The 14,741-nt window shown below is 66.1% G+C and carries 12 protein-coding genes and 1 tRNA gene; 8 read left to right on the top strand and 5 right to left on the bottom strand.

The features are described 5' to 3' along the window. Positions 1-51: 51 nt before the first annotated feature. Positions 52-627, bottom strand: a complete 576-nt coding sequence (gene dcd, locus QRN53_RS09955; protein ID WP_285243854.1) for a dCTP deaminase — start codon at positions 625-627, stop codon at positions 52-54. Between the two features lie 165 nt (positions 628-792). Between dcd and QRN53_RS09960 the strand changes: the two genes are divergently transcribed. Next, positions 793-2,481, top strand: a complete 1,689-nt coding sequence (locus tag QRN53_RS09960) for a CAP domain-containing protein (RefSeq protein ID WP_285243909.1) — start codon at positions 793-795, stop codon at positions 2,479-2,481. Positions 2,482-2,516: 35 nt separating this feature from the next. Here QRN53_RS09960 and QRN53_RS09965 read toward each other — a convergent pair whose 3' ends face one another. After that, a complete protein-coding gene (locus QRN53_RS09965) occupies positions 2,517-2,978 on the bottom strand; it encodes an SRPBCC family protein (RefSeq protein WP_285243855.1) in 462 nt (153 codons plus the stop codon). Positions 2,979-3,219: 241 nt separating this feature from the next. On the opposite strand from QRN53_RS09965, the gene QRN53_RS09970 reads away from it, so the two are divergent. From QRN53_RS09970 to QRN53_RS09980, 3 genes are all read left to right on the top strand, one after another. Then, positions 3,220-3,290: transfer RNA gene (locus QRN53_RS09970), tRNA-Gly, on the top strand. Between the two features lie 106 nt (positions 3,291-3,396). After that, entirely contained in the window at positions 3,397-3,537 is a 141-nt protein-coding gene (locus QRN53_RS09975) for a hypothetical protein (RefSeq protein ID WP_168223187.1), read from the top strand. Then, positions 3,534-4,703, top strand: coding sequence for a N(5)-(carboxyethyl)ornithine synthase (locus QRN53_RS09980; protein WP_285243856.1), 1,170 nt, complete (start codon positions 3,534-3,536; stop codon positions 4,701-4,703). Before QRN53_RS09975 ends, QRN53_RS09980 begins: the two co-directional genes overlap by 4 nt. A gap of 103 nt (positions 4,704-4,806) precedes the next feature. On the opposite strand, the gene QRN53_RS09985 is transcribed toward QRN53_RS09980, so the two are convergent. Then, complete coding sequence (locus QRN53_RS09985) at positions 4,807-6,186, bottom strand: MFS transporter (protein ID WP_285243857.1); 1,380 nt, start codon at positions 6,184-6,186, stop codon at positions 4,807-4,809. 140 nt (positions 6,187-6,326) lie between these two features. On the opposite strand from QRN53_RS09985, the gene QRN53_RS09990 reads away from it, so the two are divergent. Together QRN53_RS09990 and QRN53_RS09995 are read left to right on the top strand one after the other, a co-directional pair. Next, on the top strand, positions 6,327-7,181 hold the full coding sequence (locus tag QRN53_RS09990) for a LysR substrate-binding domain-containing protein (RefSeq protein WP_285243858.1): 855 nt from the start codon (positions 6,327-6,329) through the stop codon (positions 7,179-7,181). 167 nt (positions 7,182-7,348) lie between these two features. Continuing rightward, positions 7,349-7,663, top strand: coding sequence for a hypothetical protein (locus QRN53_RS09995; RefSeq protein WP_285243859.1), 315 nt, complete (start codon positions 7,349-7,351; stop codon positions 7,661-7,663). An 81-nt stretch (positions 7,664-7,744) separates the two neighbouring features. On the opposite strand, the gene QRN53_RS10000 is transcribed toward QRN53_RS09995, so the two are convergent. Next, complete coding sequence (locus QRN53_RS10000; RefSeq protein WP_285243860.1) at positions 7,745-11,263, bottom strand: bifunctional proline dehydrogenase/L-glutamate gamma-semialdehyde dehydrogenase; 3,519 nt, start codon at positions 11,261-11,263, stop codon at positions 7,745-7,747. 423 nt (positions 11,264-11,686) lie between these two features. Further along, entirely contained in the window at positions 11,687-13,135 is a 1,449-nt protein-coding gene (locus QRN53_RS10005) for an amino acid permease (protein ID WP_285243910.1), read from the bottom strand. 165 nt (positions 13,136-13,300) lie between these two features. Between QRN53_RS10005 and QRN53_RS10010 the strand changes: the two genes are divergently transcribed. Both QRN53_RS10010 and panD read left to right on the top strand, forming a co-directional pair. Next, positions 13,301-14,215: a LysR substrate-binding domain-containing protein gene (locus tag QRN53_RS10010; protein ID WP_285243861.1), complete on the top strand. Its 915-nt coding sequence runs from the start codon at positions 13,301-13,303 to the stop codon at positions 14,213-14,215. A 97-nt stretch (positions 14,216-14,312) separates the two neighbouring features. Further along, positions 14,313-14,738: an aspartate 1-decarboxylase gene (panD, locus tag QRN53_RS10015; protein ID WP_285243862.1), complete on the top strand. Its 426-nt coding sequence runs from the start codon at positions 14,313-14,315 to the stop codon at positions 14,736-14,738. The last annotated feature ends 3 nt before the right edge of the window (positions 14,739-14,741 follow it).

Genomic DNA, 14,741 nt, shown 5'->3' on the forward strand with positions numbered 1-14,741 from the left:
CTGCCGCCCCGCAGCCCGGGGGATCGGCTGCGGGGCTTCGGGAAACCGGTGCTAGATGCGGGTGCGGTGGAAGTTCAGGTGGCTGCGGCTGGCAGTGGGACCGCGCTGGCCCTGGTACCGGTTGCCGTACTCCCCCTGGCCGTAGGGGTATTCCGCGGCAGAGCTGAGACGGAAGAAGCAGAGCTGGCCGATCTTCATGCCGGGCCACAGCTTGATGGGCAGCGTTGCCATGTTGGACAGCTCCAGCGTGACGTGCCCGGAGAAACCGGGGTCGATAAAACCTGCGGTGGAGTGCGTCAGCAGGCCGAGCCTGCCCAGGGATGACTTGCCTTCCAGGCGGGCTGCGACGTCATCGGGCAGGGTCACGGTTTCATACGTGGACCCCAGGACGAACTCCCCCGGATGGAGGATGAACGCTTCATCCTCCTCCACCTCCACCAGCCGCGTCAGCTCAGGCTGCTCCAGAGCGGGGTCGATGTGCGCGTACTTGTGGTTGTCGAACAACCTGAAGAATTTGTCGATCCGGACATCCACGGACGATGGCTGGACCATGGCGGGGTCATAAGGTTCCAGCACGATCCGCTGGGAATCAATTTCGGCACGAATGTCGCGGTCAGAGATCAGCACGGGTCCCAAATTACCGTATCGGTTATCCACACCCGCACTTTCCCGTTGTTGCTGTGGCCCCGTGGGGCTAATGTTGCGAATGAAAGCCGCCGGAATGGTCTCCCGGGTAGGCATGACAGAGCTGGGGATGTTGTGAATAAATTGGTGGCACCGTCTTTTCTTGGCATGCTCTGTGCGTTGGCGCTGGTCTCATCGTCCGCCACAGCTCCTCCTGCGCCACCGTTGGGCCAGGCCGCCGGCACGGCGAGCATCACCCTCGCGTCTCCTTTGGTGCGCGACGCCGGCAGGTCCGCCGGCGCGGATGCAGGCACCGGCAACCTCACCCCCGCCGTGGATCCGGACATCCGTGCCGCTTCGCCGCTGCCCGCGCCCACCCCGGGGACCACCGCTTCGTCCGGCCCCGCAACGTCATCAACAGCTGCGGCTGCCTCCACATCGGCCCCATCCACCGGGCCCCTCCCCGCCACAACTCCCGCAGCGACGGCCGCCGGCGTGCCGTCCATCCCTCCGCTGTGGGCGCCCGACCAGGAACTTGCCAACCCGTCCGCGGCCGCGCTGGCAGCACCCGAACCGGCCAGCGCGCTTCCGTCCACCGAGGCGCTGGTCCCGGACAGCAATGCGGCCGCCATCCTCACTGTCTTCACCCGGATCAACGAGTACCGGGTGGCCAACGGCCTGAACAAGGTGAAGTACAACCCCACCGTGGCCAGCATGTCCCAGGAGTGGTCGGACAACATCGCCACGCGGGAGGTGGTGGAGCACCGGGCCTCCTTCTGGACCGACCCGCGCGCGCTGAACCCCAATAACGGTGCCGGCGAGATCATCGCCATCCGCACCGACCGCGACGCCGCCCAGCTCGTGGAATGGTGGAAGGGCTCCCCGGGGCACAACGCCATGCTGCTGGACCCCAGGTTCAACGTCATGGGAGCCGGCATCTCCTACACCAACTCCACCTACCAGATCTGGGGCGTGGTGAACTTCTTCGGTTACACCACGCTGCCCGCCGGCACCCTCGATTCCCCGGGCGGTGCAGGCTCAGGCGGGGCGTTCCCGGCACCCCCGCCAAGCCTGTGCGATGCCCCGGTACGGCATATGCCGCCCACCTTGAACCTTTCCGCCGCCGCCATCACGGGCCCGGCCGACCTCGTGTCGGTCGATTCCGCAGGGCAACTGTTGAACAGGGCCTCCACAGGGTCCCGTACCTATGGCGCAGCGAAGGTGATCGGTTCCGGGTTCGCCGGTGCCAAGGATGTCTTCGTGACGGACTGGGACCGCGACGGAACCTATGATGTCCTGGTCCAGTGGACCACCGGCAACCTGGCCCTCTACCGGGGCATCGCCACCGGTGGATTCCAGGCGCCCATCACGCTGGGCACCGGCGGCTGGAACACCTTGACCCTGGCGGTCGGAGGCTGGTGCGCCAACAACAGGATGCCCCAGATCCTGGCCCTCGACGGCTCCGGGAACCTGTTCCTCTACCCCAACAAGGGCACCGGGGACATCGCCGACCGCGTCACTGTTGCCACAGGTATCTCCGCTTCCCGGCTGGCCATGGTGGACTACGACGCCGACGGTTTCCAGGACATCCTGGCGCTGAAGGCTGACGGCAGTGTCACCCTGTACCGCGGGTGGGGCACCACCGCGCTTCGCGCCGAAGCAAGGCCCACCGTGGCCACGGGCTGGACGGACGTTACGGGGATCCGCGCGTTGCGCAACGTCACCGGGCTGAACTCCACCGGGGTGGCGCTCCGCCGGGCCAATGACACCGTGCAGTACTGGGACCTGGGCTCCGGAAGCCTCGCGTCGCCGTCGAACATTGCCGGCACGTGGACCGGCCAGCGGTTGGCTCAATAGTCCCGGGATGTCAGCGGTGCCGGCCACCGCCGGTTTCAGAGGGCGGGCTGGAGTTCCAAGACGTCCTTCAATTGCTCCAGCTGCGCGACGTCGGAGCTGACGCGGCGCTGGAGCATCCCGTCCAGGAGCCCCAGCCGGTTGAGGATGCCGAACCGGCCCACGCGTTTGGCTTCCATGGCGAACCGGACGCGGGTGCCCTCACCTTCGGTGCTGAGGTAGTACCCGCCCCACCGGGTGGCGGGGCCGGAAACGATGTGGAACTCGATTTCGGCGCCGGGCCGGACGTTGGTGATTTCCAGCTCTGCCGGGATGCTCAGTCCTGACCGGCCGGCCACCATCTTGCGGTAAACGGCCCCCTTGCTGTCGGCTGGGCCCTGCACGAGCTTGACGCTGCGGACGTCGTGCCGCCAGGAGGGCAGGTTGGTGGCGTCGAGGAGGTACTGGTAGACGGCCATGGCGTCGCGCCCAATGAGGACCTCATATTCTGCGATTGCCATGAAGATTATTCCTGTGGTTGACGTCTGCTGCCGCAGTAGCTGCCTCCCCCAACGTGGCCGCTACCCGGATCAGGTTAGCCAGCGCCGGTCCGCCGGACCTAGCCGGCAGGGCCGACGTTATTGAAGAGTTACTGGATGACGCCGGGGGTTTGCAGGACACGGAAACGCCCGCTTGCCGGGTTGCCGGGGAGCCCCTCGATCTGCGCTAAGCTAAGTTCTGCCCCGCGCGAGTGGCGGCACTGCGGCTGTAGCTCAATGGTAGAGCGCTAGCTTCCCAAGCTTGATACGCGGGTTCGATTCCCGTCAGCCGCTCTCGAACCCCCTCCCCCCACATGTCACAGACTCCCCGGCGACCATTAGGCGCAGGGGTGTAGGGTCGGTAGCCAGGAACCTTTTCGGTTCCGCTACAGGAGCAATCATGGCTGATAAGTCCCCGCGTCAAACGGCATCAAAAAAGTCCGGTAAATCCATCAAGGAAAAGCGCGCAGACAAGAAGGCCGCCGCAGCGCCGGCCAGCTCCCTGGACATCACGTCCACCAAGGCCGCAAAGAAGAAGTGAGCGGCCACGAACCCCGGCTGAGCCTGGGCGTCCTGGCCTCCACGCGCAAACCGGACGAGCGCCGCGTACCCATCCACCCCCTGCACGTCGAACGGATCGCCCCCGCACTGCGGCAGCGCATCATCCTCGAGCAGGGCTACGGCGAACGCTTCGGCGTCCCGGACAGCCACCTCTCCACGCTGGTGGGACGCATGGCGGCCCGGAAAGAACTGTTGGCCGCGGCCGACGTCGTCCTCCTGCCCAAACCGCAGCCGGAAGACCTGGCGGACATGCGGGACGGGCAGGTCCTTTGGGGGTGGCCGCACTGTGTCCAGGACCGGGCCATCACCCAGCTGGCGATTGACAAGAAACTGACCCTCATCGCGTTTGAGGCCATGAACCACTGGGCCAGCGACGGCGGGTTCGGCCTGCACGTGTTCCACAAGAACAATGAGCTGGCCGGCTACTGCTCGGTCCTGCACGCGCTGGCGCTGACAGGTTCCACCGGGGACTACGGCCGCCGGCTGAGCGCCGTCGTGATCGGCTTCGGCGCCACGGCGCGCGGGGCGGTGACGGCGCTGAACGCTCACGGAATCCACGACGTCCAGGTGCTGACCAACCGCGGCGTGGCAGCGGTTGGCGCCCCCATCCATTCAGTGAACATCGTTCAGTTCGACCACGACGACGAGGCTCCCTTCCTGAGCCAGGTCATCACCGAACGGGGCAGGGTTCCGCTGGCACCGTTCCTCGCCGAGAGCGACATCGTGGTCAACTGCACCCTGCAGGACCCGAACAGCCCGCTCACGTACCTGCGGACCGAGGACCTGGCAGCGTTCAGCCCGGGCAGCCTCATCGTGGATGTTTCCTGCGATGACGGCATGGGCTTCAGCTGGGCCAAGTCCACCACGTTTGCGGCCCCGATGATCACGGTCGGCGACCACATCAACTACTACGCTGTGGACCACAGCCCGTCCTACCTCTGGAACTCCTCAAGCTGGGAGATCAGCCAGGCGCTCCAGCCGTTCCTCGAAACAGTCATGGGCGGACCGGCCGCGTGGGACGCGAACGACACCATAGCGCGGGCCATCGAGATCCGCGACGGCGTCATTCGAAACGAGGCTGTGCTGCAATTCCAGGAGCGCGCCGCGGAGTACCCGCACCGGGCGTTGCACCTGGCAGCTCTTTAGGCAGCTCCCGCGAAGGGCAACCGTGCACGGCACCGCGCCCGGTTGCCCCCGGCGGCGCCGGCTTGCCTTCCCTGGGCGCCGGCGGTATTAGGCGCCGGCGGTATTAGGCGCCGGCGTGCCGGCTGACGATCCGCAGCGGGCGGCGCCCCTTCAGGTCCATCCGGAGCTGCAGGCCACCCTTGCGGGCCAGCACGGCCCCCACCGAGAGCGCGGCCAGCGCGGGTACGCCACCGGACACCAACAGCGCGGCGTGAGGGTTCAGATGCTCGGCGATCCAGCCCAGCATGGGCCCGCCCAGCGCCTGCCCGCCGATCAGCACCATGATGTACAGGCTCATGACCCGGCCGCGGATGGCCATGTTGGAACTGACCTGCACCAGTTGGTTGGACCCGGTGAGGAACATCAGGCACCAGAACCCGGACAGGACCATCACGGCCCCGAACGACACCATGGACGGGGCCAGGGCAGCCAGGCAGAGCATCAGGCCGTACATCCCTGCGCAGAACACCACGGACCGCAGGCGGAGCTGCCGGCGCCGGGTGGACGCCACGGCGCCGGACAGTGCTCCGAGTGCCACCAGGGCGTTGAGGAGTCCATACCCGCCGGCTCCCACCTGGTAGACGTGGTCCGCGAAGGCGGCAAGCAGCACCGGCAGGCTCATGGCGAACACTGCGATGAACCCGGCCATGAGCCATGGCCAGTAGATGGTGGGCTTGCTCAAGGCGTAGCGCAGTCCCTCCCGGAGCATCCCTTTGCTCTTGGGCGTCGGGGCGCTGACGAAGAGCTGGTCCTTGCGCAGGAGCAGGAGCATGGTCACCGTCGAGCAGCAGGCCAGCGCGTTCGCCGCGAACGCCCAGCCGGCCCCCACTGCCGTCAGGAGCAGGCCCGCGATGGCCGGACCGATCAGGCCGCCCAGCTGGAAGGTGGTGGAGTTGACGCTGATGGCGTTCCGCAAGTACTTCGGGCCCACGAGCTCGTTGACGAACACCTGGCGGGCGGGCTGGTCAAGGACGGTCACCAGGCCCAGGACAAACGCGATGACGTAGACGTGCCACACCATGATCACGCCGGTCAGGGCCAGGACGGCCAGCACCGCCGCAAGGATGGCGGCCACACTCTGGCACAGGATAAGGATCTTCCGTTTGGCGAACCGGTCCGCCATCATCCCGCCCCAGGGGCCAAGAACCAGGGACGGCATGAACTGCAGGGCCACCGTGAACCCCACGGCCGTTACGGATCCCGAGAGCTGCAGCACCAACCAGTCCTGGGCGATGCGCTGCATCCAGATGGCGATGACGGCGATGAAGTGGCCCATGGCGAAGATCCGGAAGTTGGGCACTTTCAGCGAGATGAAGGTGTGCCGCCAAGGGAGTTTTTCAGGGACGACGGCGAGCGGCTGGGTCTGGTTGTCCGGCGGCGCTGAGCCCGCCGCGTCGATAACTGGCTGGGTGACGGAGGCCGACGAAGGCGGTGGGGGTGCCACAGGTGTGTCCTCAAAATTGCGGGCGGTCTGGGATGTCCTTAACGCTAGGCTGGCGGAGGCAATTATGGAGCGGTATGGTCCCTATAACTCGTATTGCAAAACGCAATACACGCCAACCTGGATGCCGCGGGAGCCACGACATGTTTGAACCAGCCCAGCTGCGCTCCTTCCTGGCGGTGGCCGATACCCTGAGCTTCACCAAGGCCGCCGAACGCCTGGGGCTGGCGCAGCCGACCATCAGCCAGCACATCCGCAAGCTTGAAACGGCCGCCAAGCGGAGCCTGATCGCCAGGGATACCCGGGACGTGCGGCTCACCGACAACGGCGATGCCATGGCCGGATTTGCCCGGAATATCCTCGCTGCCCATGACGCCGCCGCCCGCTATTTTTCGGGCTCCGCGATGCGGGGGCGGCTGCGGTTCGGCACGGCGGATGATCTCGCCATCACCGGGCTGCCGCGGATCCTGCGCGAATTCCGGCAGATCTACCCGCAGATCAACCTGGAACTCACGGTGGGCCAAAGCGACCAGCTGTACCGCAAACTCAATGCAGGCCAACTGGACCTGGTCTTCGTGAAGTGGGTGGCAGGGGCCAAGGACGGCACGGTGGTCCAGCATGATTCGTTCTCTTGGGTGGGCCTTGAACAAACCTCACTTGAACCCGGAACACCCGTGCCATTGATCGCCTACCCGTCGCCGAGCCTCAGCCGGAAACTGGCCATCGATGCGCTGGAAGCCCACGGCCGGACCTGGCGGATCACCTGCACCACCCGCCAGATCAGCGGAGTGCTCGCGGCGGTCCGGGCGGGCATCGGCGTTGCCGTCATGCCCACATCGCTGGTCCCCGAAGACCTGAAGATCATCACCCGGCGCTTCGATCTTCCCGCTGTGGGGGATGTGGATTTCACGTTGATCCGGAACCCGTTGGCGAACTCCGAGGTGATTGACGCCCTCACCCAATCGATTGTGGGCAGGACCATTAACCGCCAAACTTAACCCCGCAGCATCCCAAATTCCAGCATTTGGCCGAATTAGGGGGCCCGTGTCCATTGATAGGGGAGGTGCCATCCCCTATGCTCTATTACCAAGGTCAAGCAGCAGGCCGCGTTCACTCACCACAAACGCGCTGCCGCATGCCGACCCGCGTTTGGGACAGGCAGCCAATGACGACAGCCAGGAACACCCATCTCAGCTCTGCGCACGCCCGCCCGTACGCCGAACCCCGCCCCGCTACCCGCCAAAACACCCTGGGCAGCGGACGGGCCTCTGTTGACACCGGATACGTAGGAAAGCCCACCTGCGACAAGTGCCGGACTGACGAATTCGTTTACCTTGAGTCCTATATCCCGCCCACGTACCGGCGCGATGGCAGCGTGGCCACACTCGGCGAAGTGGCCTACACCTGCACCCACTGCGAGGAATTCTCGGCCCACAATGTCCCGATCACCTGGTCTCCACCCGGCTGGTACCTGGGGTAGCAGCCCAGGCATTTCCCGAAACTAAAAGACCGGTGGTGAGCTTGCAGCAGCAAGCTCACCACCGGTCTTTTTGTGCCGGGCCTAGATCAGGGCGTCGGAGAGGTGGTTAGGAGTTCCGAACCGGTGCGCGGTGATGCTCACGGCCTGCTCGTGCAGGAACGGCAGCAGCTCCACCCGCCCGGCTTCCGTGACCGGGTGGGCGTACACCGCAAGGTCGGGCCGTCCGCCCGTCACGTCGGCAAGCGCGGAGGCGTCGCCGCCGATCAGCCGGATCCGGCCGCCGGACAGCTTGCCCGCGGAGGCGAGGCGTCCTGCCGCAGCCAGCCAGCCGGCGTCGGACTCCACCGTCACGTCAATGTCCTGCGCGGTGAGCACGGCGCGCAGCCGGGCCGGAAGTTCGACGGCGGTGGAGACGGTGAGTGCCGAGCCTGCCAGCACGCCGGCCGCCACGGTCCGGATGAGGTGCGCCAGCGGGGCACCTTCGGAGAGGCGGATGGTGACCGGGAGGTTCCGGTAGCGGAAGATGTTGCGTTCCGCGCTCAAACCCGAGACGTCCTTGGCGGTGCCGAACTCTTCAGCCCAGGCTGCGGCGTCGGATGCCAAGGCCCGCTGGAGGGACTCCAGCCCGGTGGCCTCGATGGCGCTGCCCGCCGCATCGAGGATCCGGCGCACACCCGGGTGGGTCACCGAAGCGGTGGCGGTGCTGGTGGCAGGCACCCAGTCGCCCAGGCCGGCCAGGTAGTTGGGGCCCCCCGCCTTGGTGCCGGCGCCCACGGCGGATTTCTTCCAGCCGCCGAACGGCTGCCGCTGCACGATCGCGCCGGTGATGCCGCGGTTCACGTAGAGGTTTCCGGCCTGGATGGTGTCCAGCCAGGTGCCCAGTTCCTCGGAGTTGAGGGAGTGCAAACCCGCGGTGAGGCCGTACTCGATCTGGTTCTGGATGGCGATGGCTTCTTCCAGCGTCGCGGCGGTCATCACGCCCAGGACGGGCCCGAAGAACTCGGTGAGGTGGAAGTAGGAACCGCGCTTGACGCCGTAGCGCACGCCGGGGCTCCAGAGCCGGCCGGTGTCGTCGAGCTTTGTCGGTTCCACGGCCCAGCTTTCGCCTTCGCCCAGGGTGGTGAGGGCGTTGAGGAGCTTGCCGTTGGCGGGCTCGATGATCGGACCCATCTGGCTGGTGGGATCCTGCGGGTAGCCCACCTTGAGTGAGGTCACTGCGTCGATCAGCTGGTTGTGGAAGCGCTTGGACGTGGCCACGGAGCCCACCAGGATCACCAGCGAGGCCGCGGAGCACTTCTGGCCGGCGTGGCCGAACGCGGAGTAGGCCACGTCCTTGGCGGCCAGGTCCAGGTCGGCGCTGGGGGTAACAATGATGGCGTTCTTGCCGCTGGTTTCGGCCAGCAGCGGCAGGTCCTTGCGGAAGGAGCGGAACAGCTCGGCGGTCTCGTAGCCGCCGGTGAGGATCACGCGGTCCACGGCCGGGTGGCTGATCAGCTGCGTTCCCAGTTCGCGCTCCCCCAGCTGCACCATGGTCAGGACGTCCTTGGGGACGCCGGCTTCCCACAGCGCTTCGACCATCACGGCACCGCTGCGTGCCGCCTGCTTGGCGGGCTTGATCACGACGGCGGAGCCGGCGGCGAGTGCCGCAAGGGTGGACCCTGCCGGGATGGCCACCGGGAAGTTCCAGGGCGGGGTGACCACGGTGAGCTTGGCAGGAACGAACGTGGCGCCGTCGATGGTGTCCAGCCTGCGTGCGGACTCGGCGTAGTAGTGGGCGAAGTCCACGGCTTCGCTGACCTCGGGATCGCCCTGGTCGATGGTCTTGCCGGTCTCGCTGGCCATGACCTCGAGCAGGTCGGCGCGGCGGGCCTCCAGCGCGTCGCCGGCCCGGTGCAGGATCTCGGCCCGCTCGGCGCCGGACAGCGCACCCCAGGCCTTGCCCTTTTCGACGGCGGTTTCGATGGCCGCATTGAGCTTGGCTTCATCGTTGATGAACGCGGCCTTGACCGAGGCGTTGCCGAGGGTGGAGGACGGGACCCGGTCCAGGATGGCCCGGCCCCAGTCGCGGTTTGCCGGCAGGGACGGGTCGGTGTCCGGGGTGTTGTCGAAACCGGTGTGCGGCATCGGCACCGGCGGCAGGCTGCGGTCCTGGCGGCGGTTCGGCAGCGGAACGGTGTTGTCCAGGGCCTCCAGCGAGGCGAGGAAGCGCTGCTTTTCGCGCTCGAACAGCCCCTCGTTCTCGCTGAGCTCGAACACGGCGGACATGAAGTTGTCCTGGCTGGCGCCCTCTTCGAGGCGGCGGATCAGGTAGGCGATGGCGACGTCGAACTCGGCCGGGTGCACCACCGGGGTGTAGAGCAGGAGGGAGCCGACGTCCTTCTTGACGGCCTCGGCCTGGCCCTGCGCCATGCCCAGCAGCATTTCGAACTCGATGTTCTGCTGTGCGGTATCCGCAATGCCGCGCTGCTTGGCCAACAACCAGGCGAAGGCGATGTCGAACAGGTTGTGGCCGGCCACGCCGATCCGGATGTTCTTGATGCGGTCCGGGTGCAGTGCGTAGTTGATGACCCGCTTGTAGCTGGTGTCCGAGTCCTGCTTGGAGCCCCAAGTGGCCAGCGGCCAGTCGTGGAGGGACGATTCCACCTGCTCCATGGGAAGGTTGGCGCCCTTGACCACGCGGACCTTGATGCCGGCCCCGCCCTTGGCGCGGCGCCCGGCGGCCCAGTCCTGCAGGCGGATCATGGCGGACAGGGCGTCCGGGAGGTAGGCCTGCAGCACAATGCCGGCTTCGAGGTCCTTGAACTCCGGCTTGTCCAGGATCCTGGTGAAGACCGCGATGGTCATGTCCAGGTCCTTGTACTCCTCCATGTCCAGGTTGATGAATTTGGCCTTCTTGCCCGGGCCGGCGAAGGAGGCAGCGCGCTGGAACAGCGGGGTGAGCTTTTCGACGACGTGTTCCACGGCCTCGTCGAAGGCCCAGGCGGAATGCGGTGCCACGGTGGAGGAAACCTTGATGGAGACGTAGTCGACGTCGGGGCGGGCCAGCAGCGTGTGCGTGCCCTCGAGCCGGCGGGAGGCTTCGTGCTCGCCGAGGACGGCCTCGCCCAGGAGGTTGACGTTGAGCTTGATGCCGTCCTTCTTAATCTTGGCGATGGCGGGGCCCAGCTTGGCGTCGGTGGCGTCAACGATCAGGTGGCCCACCATTTCCCGCAGGACCTTGCGGGCGATCGGAATGACCACCTGGGGCAGGGCGGGGGCCATGGTGCCGCCGAGGGCCACGGCGCTGCGCATGTACCAGGGCAGGAAGGCCGGAACCTTCGGCGCCAGCTTGGCAAGGTTCCGGGCGGCAACGTTCAGGTCTTCGGGACGGACTACGCCGTCCACGAACCCGACGGTGAATTCCAGGCCGTTGGGGTCCTTCAGGACGCCGGCGAGCTGCTCGGCAGAAGGGTCAACGGGAACCTTTGAGGCTTCCGTCAGCCAGCGGCGCACCAAGGCGACCGCTTCGTCGGCGAGAGCCTTCGCCTGGGGGACATCGACGTCGACCGTCTGCGGCGTGGCAGGGACTGAGACTGCCGGTTCCATTGCAACGTGGGTCATGGTTTTCCCGATCTTTCCTGGGGTTGGGAGGAGGTCTTTCCACCAGTATGAGCTTCGAATCACATAAGATAAAGCGATCTTTTCCAACGTATACAGGTTAGAAAAACCAATGCTTTTCGCGTCGCCGAACGCCCCACCACCTGACGCCGCCAAACACCCGACGCGCCATCACCTGACGCCACCCAACACCCGACGCCCCACCACCCGATGCGCACAAACACCCAACGCGCCATCACCTGACGCCAGCCAACACCCGACGCGCCATCACCTTCTATCGGAAGCAGCGAACCCTCCCCCACGGAATGTGGGAGAGGGTTCGGCAGGACGCCGCGTCACCTGATAACGCGTTGTAGGAAAACGTGCGGTAGGTGATGGGGCGTGGGGGGGAAACGTGCGGTAGGTGATGGCGCGTCGGGGGCGGGGTCAGGTGAGGGGGCGGTGCATGTCCGCGAGTTCCTGGTGGCGCGGGCTGTTGGGGTTCATCAGCGAGTGCTTGCGGCCGTAACCGAAGTAAATCACCAAGCCGATGATGAGCCACACCACGAACCGCAGCCAGGTTTCCCAGTGCAACTGCAGCATCAGGAAGGCCGAGGCCAGGACACCGAACGCCGGGATCACGGGCATCAGGGGCAGCCGGAAGGTGCGGGGGGCATCGGGCCGCTTGTAACGGAAGATGATCACGGACAGGCAGACGACGACGAACGCGGCCAGGATGCCGATGTTGGTCAGGTCGGCCACCGCCTTGATGGGGAAGACTCCGGCCAGGAACGCGGACGCGATGCCGCCGATCCAGGTGACGCGCTGGGGCGTGCCGTTGCGGTCCGTCTTCGCGAACCAGCCCGGGAGCAGGCCGTCGCGGCTCATGGAGAACCAGACGCGGGTCACGCCCAGGAGGAAGGTGAGCATCACGGTGAGGATGGACAGCACGGCGAACACCGAAATGATCGTGGCAATGACCGGCAGCCCCACGGACGTGAAGGCCGACGCGAAGCCAGCCTTGGGGTCGATGTCCTTGTAGTTCTGCATGCCCGTGAGGACAAGCGTGGCGGCGACATAAAGCAGCATGGCAATGATGAGCGAGAGCACGATGGCCTTGGGCATGTGCTTCTTGCCGTCCTTGGCTTCCTCGGCCGCGGTGCTCATGGCGTCATAGCCGAACACGGCGAAGAAGACCGTGGCGGAGCCGGCAACCACGGGGCCGAACCCGCTGGGCATGAACGGGTTGTAGTTGTTGGTGTCGATGTAGAACACGCCCAGGCCGATGATGAAGAGGATCAGCACCACCTTGATGCCCACAGCCACGAGTTCGAACCGGCCGAACGCCTTGGTGCCGCGGGACAGGATCCAGGTGACCAAGAGGCAGACCAGAATGGCGGGGACATTGATAATGCCGCCCTTGCCTTCGTCAAAGGTGGAGGTCATCCAGGCCGGCAGGTGGATGCCGATGCCGGCGAGGAAGGCGTCCAGGTAGCCGGAGATGCCGATGGCCACCACAGCGACGATCGCGATGTATTCCAGCAGCAGGTCCCAGCCGATGAACCAGCCAATGACCTCGCCGAGGGCAACATACCCATAGGTGTAGGCGGAGCCGGCGCGGGGGATCATGCCGGCGAATTCCGCGTACGAGAGTGCCGCAGCCGCGGAGGCGAGGCCTGCGATCAGGAAGGAGATCAGTACCGCGGGCCCCACCCCGGGAGTTCCTTCGCTGCCGGCCGCCACCAGTCCCGCGAGGGAGAAGATGCCGACGCCGATAATGCCGCCAACACCGATGGCGGTGAGCTGCCACAGCCCGAGGGACTTGAAAAGGCCGCTGTGCTTGCTTTCTTCTTCGATGTCGTCGATGGGCTTGCGCCGCATAATCGACTGGGTCATGTCTCTACTCATCAGAAACTCCTGCTTTGGGGCGACCCCGCCGCGGCACGCCAAGTGATTGGCTGTGACGGGGGTAACTCGGTTCCAACAGTATGCGTGGGCACTTGCATTAGATAAAGTGAATCCTTCTAACCAATATTCATTAGTTTCAGTTAGGAATCCGCTATGCTTGACGTCCGCCGGCTGCGGCTCCTGCGCGAATTGAGCATCCGCGGAACCCTCGCGGAGGTGGCCGAGGCACTCCAGTACAGCCCGTCGTCGGTGTCTCAGCAGCTGGCGCTCCTGGAGAAGGAAGTTGGCGTCGAGCTGCTCCGGAAAACCGGTCGCCGCGTGCAGCTCACGCCCCAGGCCGAGGTGCTCGTGGCACACACCGCGCAACTGCTCGAAACCATGGAACAGGCCGAAGCGGACCTGGCCGCATCCTTGACCACGGTGACCGGCACGGTACGGATCGCAGTTTTCCAATCGGCGGCGCTGGCGCTGATGCCGGACACCTTGACGCGCATGGCCGCCGCCTACCCCGAGGTGCGGATCGAGATGATCCAGCGGGAGCCGGAGACGGCGCTGCACGAGACGTGGGCGCGGGACTTCGACCTGGTCATCGCGGAGCAGTACCCGGGCCACGCCGCACCGCGCTACCCCGAACTGGACCGGGTAAAGCTGACCACCGATGCCATCCGGCTGGCAGTTCCCCCTGCGTCCGACGGCGGCCCGGCCATCCGTTCGCTGGCGGACACGGCGGACCTCGCCTGGGTCATGGAACCGCGGGGTGCCGCGTCCCGCCACTGGGCGGAGCAGGCCTGCCGCAGCGCCGGGTTCGAGCCCGACGTCCGCTTTGAAACCGCCGACCTGCAGGCCCAGGCCCGCCTGATCGAGTCCGGCAACGCCGTGGCGCTGATGCCGGACCTGGTGTGGACCGGCCGTGGCACCACCGCCCAACTCCTGGAGCTTCCCGGCAAGCCCCACCGCACCATCTTCACCTCGGTCCGCCGTTCCAGCACGCAGCGCCCGGCCATCCTGGCTGCGAGGGAGACCCTTGCTGCAGCAGCCGCAGCGGTGGCGGGGAACGACGCCCGGTGACCCGCCGTCGTCGTCCGCGTACTTGCAGGCGTCCGTGACTGATGTGTTTCCTGCGTCACTGCGGGGTGAGGGGGCACAGGTCTAGACTGGATCCGTTATGAATCGAACAATGTTCAAGTCCAAAATCCACCGGGCCACCGTCACGCACGCCGACCTGCACTACGTCGGTTCGGTCACCGTTGACCTTGACCTGCTTGAGGCTGCGGACATCCTTCCCGGCGAGCTGGTGTCCATCGTGGACGTCACCAACGGGGCACGGCTGGAGACCTACACCATTGCCGGTGAACGCGGCTCCGGCGTGATCGGCATCAATGGTGCAGCGGCGCACCTCATGCACGAGAACGACATTGTTATCCTGATCACCTATGCCCAGATGACCACCCAGGAAGCCAAGGCGTACGAGCCCCGCGTGGTCCACGTGGACCGGGACAACCGGATCATCCAGCTGGGCAACGATCCCGCCGAGGGCCTCACCGCCGGCATGATGCGTCCGCCGTTCGCGCTGAACAACGCCACCCTCTGAACC

The organism is Pseudarthrobacter sp. fls2-241-R2A-127, from assembly GCF_030209355.1.
Taxonomy (GTDB): domain Bacteria; phylum Actinomycetota; class Actinomycetes; order Actinomycetales; family Micrococcaceae; genus Arthrobacter.